Source organism: Lysobacter zhanggongensis, assembly GCF_046638635.1.
GTDB classification, from domain to species: domain Bacteria; phylum Pseudomonadota; class Gammaproteobacteria; order Xanthomonadales; family Xanthomonadaceae; genus Novilysobacter; species Novilysobacter luteus.
In genome coordinates this window covers 1-8,224 of the sequence record NZ_JBJXHK010000089.1, presented here as the reverse complement: position 1 = coordinate 8,224, position 8,224 = coordinate 1, and the positions used below count along the sequence as shown (strand labels likewise).

9 protein-coding genes are annotated in these 8,224 nt (G+C 69.9%); all 9 read right to left on the bottom strand.

The features are described 5' to 3' along the window. A partial coding sequence (locus ACKVMH_RS11635; protein WP_412700412.1) for a DNA polymerase III subunit delta' occupies positions 1-707 on the bottom strand: 707 nt, incomplete at its 3' end. Then, a complete protein-coding gene (gene tmk, locus ACKVMH_RS11630; protein WP_412700411.1) occupies positions 704-1,354 on the bottom strand; it encodes a dTMP kinase in 651 nt (216 codons plus the stop codon). The genes ACKVMH_RS11635 and tmk, both read right to left, overlap by 4 nt. Next, positions 1,351-2,403 carry an endolytic transglycosylase MltG gene (gene mltG, locus ACKVMH_RS11625; RefSeq protein ID WP_412700410.1) on the bottom strand — a complete coding sequence of 351 codons (1,053 nt, stop codon included), beginning with the start codon at positions 2,401-2,403 and terminating at the stop codon, positions 1,351-1,353. Before mltG ends, tmk begins: the two co-directional genes overlap by 4 nt. Further along, positions 2,400-3,224, bottom strand: coding sequence for an aminodeoxychorismate lyase (pabC, locus tag ACKVMH_RS11620; RefSeq protein WP_412700409.1), 825 nt, complete (start codon positions 3,222-3,224; stop codon positions 2,400-2,402). Before pabC ends, mltG begins: the two co-directional genes overlap by 4 nt. Before the next feature lie 39 nt (positions 3,225-3,263). Continuing rightward, positions 3,264-4,769 carry a chorismate-binding protein gene (locus ACKVMH_RS11615; protein WP_412700408.1) on the bottom strand — a complete coding sequence of 502 codons (1,506 nt, stop codon included), beginning with the start codon at positions 4,767-4,769 and terminating at the stop codon, positions 3,264-3,266. A 101-nt stretch (positions 4,770-4,870) separates the two neighbouring features. After that, entirely contained in the window at positions 4,871-6,124 is a 1,254-nt protein-coding gene (gene fabF, locus ACKVMH_RS11610; RefSeq protein WP_215219918.1) for a beta-ketoacyl-ACP synthase II, read from the bottom strand. A 193-nt stretch (positions 6,125-6,317) separates the two neighbouring features. Next, positions 6,318-6,557 (bottom strand): acyl carrier protein, encoded by a 240-nt coding sequence (gene acpP / locus ACKVMH_RS11605; RefSeq protein ID WP_036111977.1) that lies wholly within the window; start codon positions 6,555-6,557, stop codon positions 6,318-6,320. 125 nt (positions 6,558-6,682) lie between these two features. Beyond that, positions 6,683-7,429 carry a 3-oxoacyl-ACP reductase FabG gene (fabG, locus tag ACKVMH_RS11600; RefSeq protein WP_412700407.1) on the bottom strand — a complete coding sequence of 249 codons (747 nt, stop codon included), beginning with the start codon at positions 7,427-7,429 and terminating at the stop codon, positions 6,683-6,685. Between the two features lie 102 nt (positions 7,430-7,531). Then, on the bottom strand, positions 7,532-8,224 hold a 693-nt coding region (locus ACKVMH_RS11595; protein WP_412700406.1), incomplete at its 5' end, for an ACP S-malonyltransferase.

Sequence of the window (8,224 nt, the reverse complement as noted above, 5' to 3'; positions counted from 1 at the left end):
AGCCACGCGTGCGCGAGCCCGGGGTGGCCGCGCGCGGCGTCGAGCGCTTCGGCGGCCAACCCGGGCGGGTGGCCCTGCTGCTGCAGCCAGCCGAGCGACTCGGCGCGCGGCGGGAGCCTGAACTCGAAGGTCTGGCAACGACTGCGGATGGTGGCGGGCAAGCGGTTCGGATAGGCGGTCACGAGCCACAGATAGCGCCCGGCGACCGGCTCCTCCAACGTCTTAAGCAGCGCGTTGCCTGCGGCCTCGTTCATCGCGTCGACCGGCTCGATGACCGCCACCTGCGCGCCGCCGTACTGGGGGGTCTTGCCCAGCCGCTCCGACAGCCCACGGATCTGTTCGACGGTGATCTGGGTCAATTGCCGGGCGGGCGACGGCGTCTGGCGCCAGGCGTACCCCACGAAGATCGCGTCGGGATGTGCGGGATGGCCATTGGGATGGGCCAGTGACTTGTCGGGGCGCTCCTCCAGCGGGTCACGCTGCGAGCGCGACAGGTAGAGACGGCAGCCGCGGCACTCGCCGCACGGCGCCTCGCACGGCGCGCGGGCGGTGCACAGCGCCTGTTGTGCCAGCCGCTCGACCACGGCCCGCTTGCCCAGCCCGGCCGGGCCGGTGAACAGCAACGCATGTCCAAGCCGGCCGGCGTCCAGCGCCGTCGACACCTGGTCGAAGATGCGTTGTTGCCAGGGCGCGAACGCGGTGTTCACCGCAACGCCTCGCGGTAGGCGCGCAGCAGCGCCACGGCCCGTGTGGCGACCGTTCCGGCGGGCTGGCGCGCATCGACGACGCGGATCCGGTCGGGCTCGGCCTGAGCACGCCCCAGGTAGGCCTCGCGCACGCTTTCAAAGAATTCGTCCGCCTCCGATTCGATCCGGTCCACCCCGCCGCGTCCGCGCGCGCGCTCGAGCCCCACCGCCACCGGCACGTCGAGCAGCAATGTCAGCCCCGGGGTGATGCCGACGACTTTGCGCTCGAGTTCGGCGATGAAGCGCGGGTCACCCCCGCGGGCGGCCCCCTGGTAGGCGAAGCTGGCGTCGGTGAAACGGTCGCTGATCACCCATGCGCCACGGGCAAGCGCGGGCTCGATGGTGCCGCGTACGTGCTGGGCGCGCGCAGCGAACATCAGCAGCAGTTCGGTTTCGGGCGCCGGTGCCTCATGCCCCGCCGCACCGGAAGGCTCAAGCAGGAGTCCGCGGATGCGTTCGGCCAGCGGCGTGCCGCCGGGTTCGCGGGTGCAAACCACCTCCTCCCCGGCGGCCACCAGCGCGTCGCGCAGGGCTTCGAGGACGGTCGACTTGCCCGCCCCCTCGCCGCCTTCCAGCGTCACCAGCCTTGGCCGTACCTGCAAGGTCACTGCGCGTCCCGGGTGTTCTGGCGGTAGTTACGCAGGTACTTGCGCACGTTGGCCTGGTGCTCGGCCAACGTGTCGGCGAACAGGTGGCGACCACTGCCGTCACCGACCGCGACGAAATACAGCGCGGTGCCGTCCGCCGGGTTGGCGACCGCCTCGAGCGCATCCACGCCGGGCATCGCGATCGGGGTCGGTGGCAGGCCGGCGCGGGTGTAGGTGTTGTAGGGCGTGTCCGTGGTCAGGTGGCTGCGCCGGATGTTGCCGTCGTAGTCCTTGCCGATGCCGTAGATCACGGTCGGGTCGGTCTGCAGGCGCATGCCGATCTTCAGCCGCCGCTCGAACAATCCGGCGATCTGCGGCCGCTCGGAAGCGATGCCGGTTTCCTTCTCGACGATGGAAGCCAGGATCAGCAACTCGTAAGGGGTCTTCAGCTGCGTGTCCGGATCGCGCTTCTCCCACGCAGCGGCCAGCGCGTGCGCCGAGGCGTCGTAGGCCCGGCGCAGCAGGTCGAGGTCGGAGTCACCGCGGGTGTAGAGGTAGGTTTCCGGCAGGAAGCGTCCCTCGGGATGCTCACCGGCATGGCCCAGGGCTTCCATCAGCGCGGCGTCGTCGAGTTCGCCCGTTTCGTGCTCCAGCGGCTCAGCGGCAGCCAGCGCGGCGCGCAGCTCACGGATGTTCCAGCCTTCGACGATGGTGAAGCGATGCTGGATGGTGTCGCCTCGTCGCATCGCCAGCAGCAACTCGCGCGGGGTGGTGCCTGGGTCGAGCGCGTACTCGCCCACGTGCAGGCTGGACGCCGCACCGAGCTGGCGCGCCAGCAACCGCCATTCGGTCGCCTCGCCCTCGCGCACACCCGCCTCGCGCAACTTGGCCAGCACCACCGGCAGCGAGTCGCCGCGCTCGACCACGATGCTGTCGCCCTTCTCGAGCCCGCCCAGGGGTGCGTCGGCGAACGCTGTGTAGTGCTGCCAGGCCCACCAGCCGGCAGCGGCGGCCGCGACCAGTACCAGCACGAAGAACAGGCCAAAACGGCTCTTGCGGCTACGACTCACGGCATCTCCGATGCAATCGATGCGAATGCGGGGTGGGCCCGGGCGAGGTCGCGCTGCCACCCAAGCACCTCCGGATGGAGCGGCCAGCGGCGCGCACCGAGCCGCGCGACCGGCAGGATACCCCGCACCGCATTGGTGAGGACGACGGCGTCGGCAGTTTCCACCTCCGCCGGCGCCAGCTCGCGCTGTTCGATCGGGTAATGGTCGAGCAGCCACTGGCGAGTGACGCCGGCCACGCCACAACGTTCGACCGGTGGCGTCGACCAGTGTCCGTCCCGCAACACAAAGAGGTTTGCGGCCGTCGCGCACACCACGTCGCCCGCGGTGCTGCACATGAGTCCCTCATCGGCGTCGGCGTCGGAGGCGTCCGGTCTATCCCACTCCGCGCGGGCCAGCACCTGCTCAAGCCGGTTGCCGTGTTTGAGTCCTGCCAGTGCCGGCTGGACGGCCAGCCGGGTGTCGCACCAGCGCAGCGAAATTCCGGCTGGGGCGCAAGGCCGCGGGAGCGGGTGCCGGGACAGGATCCACGTCGGCTCCATCCCGGCCACCGGCGCATAACCACGCCCGCCGCTGCCCCGGGTGAGCTGCAATCGCAGCACCGCGTCCGCACCGTCGAGCAGCGCCCTCGCCTGCCCATGGACCTCGCTCTCCGGCGGCAAAGCGATGCCCAGCCGCCCGCTGCCATGCCGCAGGCGCGCCCAATGCGCGTCCCACCATGGCACCTCGCCACGGTGCGCGCGCATGGTCTCGAACAGGCTGTCGCCGTAGGCCAGCCCGCGGTCGCCTGGCGGGACGGAGCCGCTGCCGCCGGGGCCGAACACCCGCCACGCCGATCCGTTGTCCACCATGCGTGCCATCGGCTATTCCACCCCCAGCGCGCGAAGCATTCCGCGCGCCTTGGCGCGTGTCTCGTCGAGTTCGCGTCGGGGGTCGGAGTCGGCCACGATCCCGGCGCCGGTGCGGAACCGCAGCGTGCTTCCCCCCGACGCGTCGTCCTCGACTTCCGCACTGCGGATCAGGATGTTGAGGTCGAGGTCGCCGTCGCGGTTGAGCCAGCCGAACGCCCCCGTATAGCTGCCGCGCCCGACGCCCTCCAGCTCGGCGATGACCTGCATGCACCGGACCTTGGGGCAGCCGGTGATGGTGCCGCCCGGGAACGTCGCGGCGATCAGCTGCCCCGGGGTCACGTCGTCGCGCAGCCGGCCACGCACGTTGCTGACGATGTGGTGCACGTGCGCGTAACTCTCGACGGTCATCAGCTCGTCGACCTCGACGCTGCCAGGCACGCAGACGCGCCCGAGGTCATTGCGCTCGAGGTCGATCAGCATCACGTGCTCGGCACGTTCCTTCGGGTGGCCGACCAGTTCGCCGATGCGAGCGCTGTCGTCGTCGCCCGGCGTGCGCGGGCGGGTGCCGGCGATCGGGCGGGTCTCCACCACGTCGCCGCGAACGGAAACCAGCCGCTCGGGCGACGCACTGACGACCGCCCAACCCTCGGCACCGCCAGAGAAGAGTCCGGCGAATGGTGCCGGGTTGTTCTCGCGCAGGCGCTGGAACAACGCAGCGGGCGGTAGCGGCTGCCCGAAACGCGCTTGCCACCCGCGCGACAGGTTGGCCTGGAATACGTCGCCCGCGGCGAGGTACCGCAGCACCCGCTCGNGTGCCGGGTTGTTCTCGCGCAGGCGCTGGAACAACGCAGCGGGCGGTAGCGGCTGCCCGAAACGCGCTTGCCACCCGCGCGACAGGTTGGCCTGGAATACGTCGCCCGCGGCGAGGTACCGCAGCACCCGCTCGACGCCCCCGGTGTAGCGCGAAGGCGGGTCCTCTGTGAGTGTCGACGGTGGCTGCCACGGCGGCAGCGGGTCGACGCCGGCCGCCGCCGCGTCGCGCTCGATCGGGTCCAGCAGCGCCGCGTGGCCGGGCTCGGCCACGGCGATGCACTCGCCGGTGGTGTGGTCACGCAGCACCGCAGCCGGACAACGGACCGCGAGCGCGACCGGCAGCACGCCTTCGGCAACCGGCAGCCGCAACACCGTCTCGACCTGCGCGGCCAGTTCGTATCCCAGCAGCAGTGCCCACCCGCCCCGGAATGGCCAGCGCGGTTCGTCACGTACCGTCCGCTCGGCGCTCCACGCGCGGTCGAGCGCGTCCAGGAAGCTGCCCTCGACCGGCGTGTCGTGCCGGTCACGCGTCAGGCCGTCGTGCCCGAGCCGAAGTTCGTCGCCATCGGCAACCAGCAGCAGGTCCCAGCGGCCCTGCGCGGTCCCGTGCGCGCTCGATTCGAGCAGCAGCCGGTAGCGCACCGGTGCCTGGCGCTGGAGGGCCAGCAGGTCGACGGGGAACAGGATCGGACGGGTCAGCAGCATGCGTGTCGGTCGTCCACGGGTCGCTGGTGCACTACCGGAGGGCGCCGCACCGGAACGTGCACCCGCGCCTGGGGCCGCCCACCAGGCGCGTCGTCCGCCGGTCAGAGACGGCGGAACACCAGGGTGCCGTTGGTGCCGCCGAAGCCGAAGCCATTGGAGACCGCGACGTCGACCTGCGCCTCGCGGGCCACGTTGGGCACGTAGTCGAGGTCGCAACCATCACCGGCTTCCTCCAGGTTGATCGTCGGCGGGATGACGCCGTGGTGCAGCGCAAGCACCGAGAAGATGGCCTCGGCACCGCCGGCCGCGCCGAGCAGGTGGCCGGTCATCGACTTGGTCGAGCTGACCATCGTCCGGTACGCGTGGTCGCCCAGCGCGCGCTTGATCGCCAGCGTCTCGGCGAGGTCGCCCAGCGGCGTGGAAGTGCCGTGCGCGTTGAGGTAGCCGATCTGGTCGGGATTGATTCCGGCGTCGTTGAACGCCATTGTCATGCAGCGTGCCGGGCCTTCGCCGTTCTCGCTGGGGGCGGTCATGTGGAACGCGTCGGAGCTGGCGCCGAAACCGGCCAGCTCGCAGTAGATGCGGGCGCCACGGGCCTTGGCCCGCTCATACTCCTCGAGGACGAGGATGCCGGCACCGTCGCCAAGCACGAAGCCGTCGCGCTCCTTGTCCCACGGACGCGACGCCGCGGCGGGGTCATCGTTGCGGGTCGACATCGCCTTCATCGCGCAGAAGCCGCCCATTGATGTCGGCGACGAACCCCGCTCGGCGCCACCGGCGATCATCACGTCGGCGTCGCCGTACTGGATCATCCGCATCGCCATGCCGATCGAATGGTTCGAAGTCGCGCACGCCGAAACGGCGGAGAAATTGGGGCCCTTGATGCCGGTCAGCAGCGAGACCTGGCCCGGCAGCATGTTGATAATCGTGCTGGGAACGTAGAACGGCGAGATCTTGCGCGGACCACCCTCGTTGAACTTGATGGTCTGCTCCTCGATGCCGAGGATGCCGCCGATGCCCGACCCGATCAGCGCGCCGATGCGCTCGGCGTTGGAGTCGTCGACCACCAACCCGGCGTCTTCCATCGCCATCATGGACGCGGCAACGCCGTAGTGGATGAAGGGATCCATCTTGCGGGCGTCCTTGGCCGACACCCAGCGGGTGACGTCGAAGTCGCGCACCTGGCCGGCGATCCGGGTCGTGAACGCCGACGCATCGAAGTGCGTCACCGGGCCGATGCCGGAGCGGCCGTTGACGATGCCGTCCCAGCTGCTGGCCAGGTCATTGCCCAGCGGCGAAACGATGCCGAGGCCGGTGACCACCACGCGTCGGTTGAAGGCAGGACGATTGGACATGGATGACTCCACTTGCTGGCGCATCCGGCCACCGACCGGATCGCACGCCTGTTTGGTTCGACGGGTTTGGACCGCGGCACCGCCCGCGATGCCGGAAAGACACAGGGCCGCACGATGCGGCCCCGGTCTGTAGCGCGGAGCGACCGCCGCTCCGGTTACCCGGATCGGCCGCGGTCATGCTCCATCGGCAGGATTACGACTTGACGTGCGCCTTGACGTAATCGATCGCCTGCTGGACCGAAGTGATCTTTTCGGCTTCCTCGTCCGGGATCTCGCACTCGAACTCTTCCTCGAGCGCCATCACCAGCTCGACGGTGTCGAGCGAATCGGCACCCAGGTCGTCGACGAACGAAGCGTTGTTGGTGACCTCGTCTTCCTTCACGCCCAGCTGCTCAACCACGATCTTCTTGACGCGCTCTTCGATGCTGCTCATTGCTGTTACTCCTCCCGGACGGGATATTCGATGGAATAGTGTAGTGGAATCGGGCGACTTGCGAGTATCCGCAAAAGTCCTTTCGCCTCAGTTGCTTGTGTCCCGTGAAAGCCCCTTGCGGGACCTTACGCCATGTACATGCCGCCGTTGACGTGCAGGGTCTCGCCGGTGATGTAGGCCGCCGACGGCCCTGCCAGGAATGCCACCGCGCGGGCGATGTCGGCCGGCTCGCCAAAGCGCCCGAGCGCGATCTGGCCGAGCATCGCCTCCTTGGCATCTTCGGGCAGCGAGCGGGTCATGTCGGTGTCGATGAAGCCCGGTGCGACCACGTTGACGGTGACGCCGCGCGATCCGATCTCCTTGGCCAACGACTTGCTGAAGGCGATGATCCCGGCCTTCGCCGCGGCGTAGTTCGCCTGGCCCGCGTTGCCGGTGACGCCGATGACCGAGGCGATGTTGATGATGCGGCCCTTGCGCGCCTTCATCATCGAGCGCATGACCGCCTTGGACGTGCGGAAGACACTGGTGAGATTCGTGTCGATGATCGCCTGCCAGTCCTCGTCCTTCATCCGCATCAGCAGGTTGTCGCGGGTGATGCCGGCGTTGTTGACCAGAATGGAGATCGCACCGAACTCCTTGCCGATGCCGTCGATCAGCGCCTCGATCGAGGCCGGGTCCGCGACGTCGAGCACGCGGCCATGGCCCCCGTGGGCGGCCATCCGTTCGCCGATCGCCGCCGCGCCGGACTCGGACGTGGCGGTGCCGACGACGGTCGCACCCAGCGCGGCGAGTTCGTCGGCGATCGCGGCGCCGATGCCACGGCTGGCACCGGTCACGAGGGCGATTTCGCCGGTCAGGGGTAGATTGCTCATGGGTTCACTTCCTGCATTCATGGGAGCGGCCCGGGGCCGCGTTCGGAGGCCTGGCTACCGGCCAGTCGACAGGGCCTCGAAGGCCACGCGCGGCTTGCCACGTCACTGCCAGGCGGCCAGCGCGGCGTCGAAGTCCGAGGGTGTGCCCAGCGCGCGCGCGTCGACCGACTTGTCGATGCGCTTGACCAGCCCGGCGAGCACCTTGCCGGGGCCGCACTCGGCGATGCGCGCGGCGCCGTTCGCGACCAGCGTCTGGACGCAACCGGTCCACTGCACCGGCAGGTACAACTGGCGCACCAGGGCATCGCGGATCGCGTCGGCATCCGCCTGTACCTGCCCGTCCACGTTCTGCACCACGGCCAGCGCCGGCGCGGACCATTGGACGCCGACCATCGCTTCGGCCAGCCGATCGGACGCTTCGCGCATCAGCGGCGTATGCGACGGAACGCTGACGGCCAGTTTCACCACCTTGCGCACGCCGCGCTCGGCCAGCATTACCAGCGCCCGGTCGACCGCCGCGCAGTGGCCGCCGATGACGATCTGGCCGGGTGAGTTGTAGTTGGCCGGGACGACCACCTCGCGGCTCGAAGCCGACTCGCAGACTTCCGCCACCAGCGCGTCATCCGCGCCGAGCACTGCCGCCATCGCGCCGGTACCAGCGGGCGCGGCGTCCTGCATCAGCTGCCCACGCAGCCGGACCAGGCGCGCGGCGTCGCCCAGCGACAGCACGCCGGCCGCGACCAGCGCGCTGTACTCGCCCAGGCTGTGTCCCGCGAGCTGCGCGGGGCGCGGGCC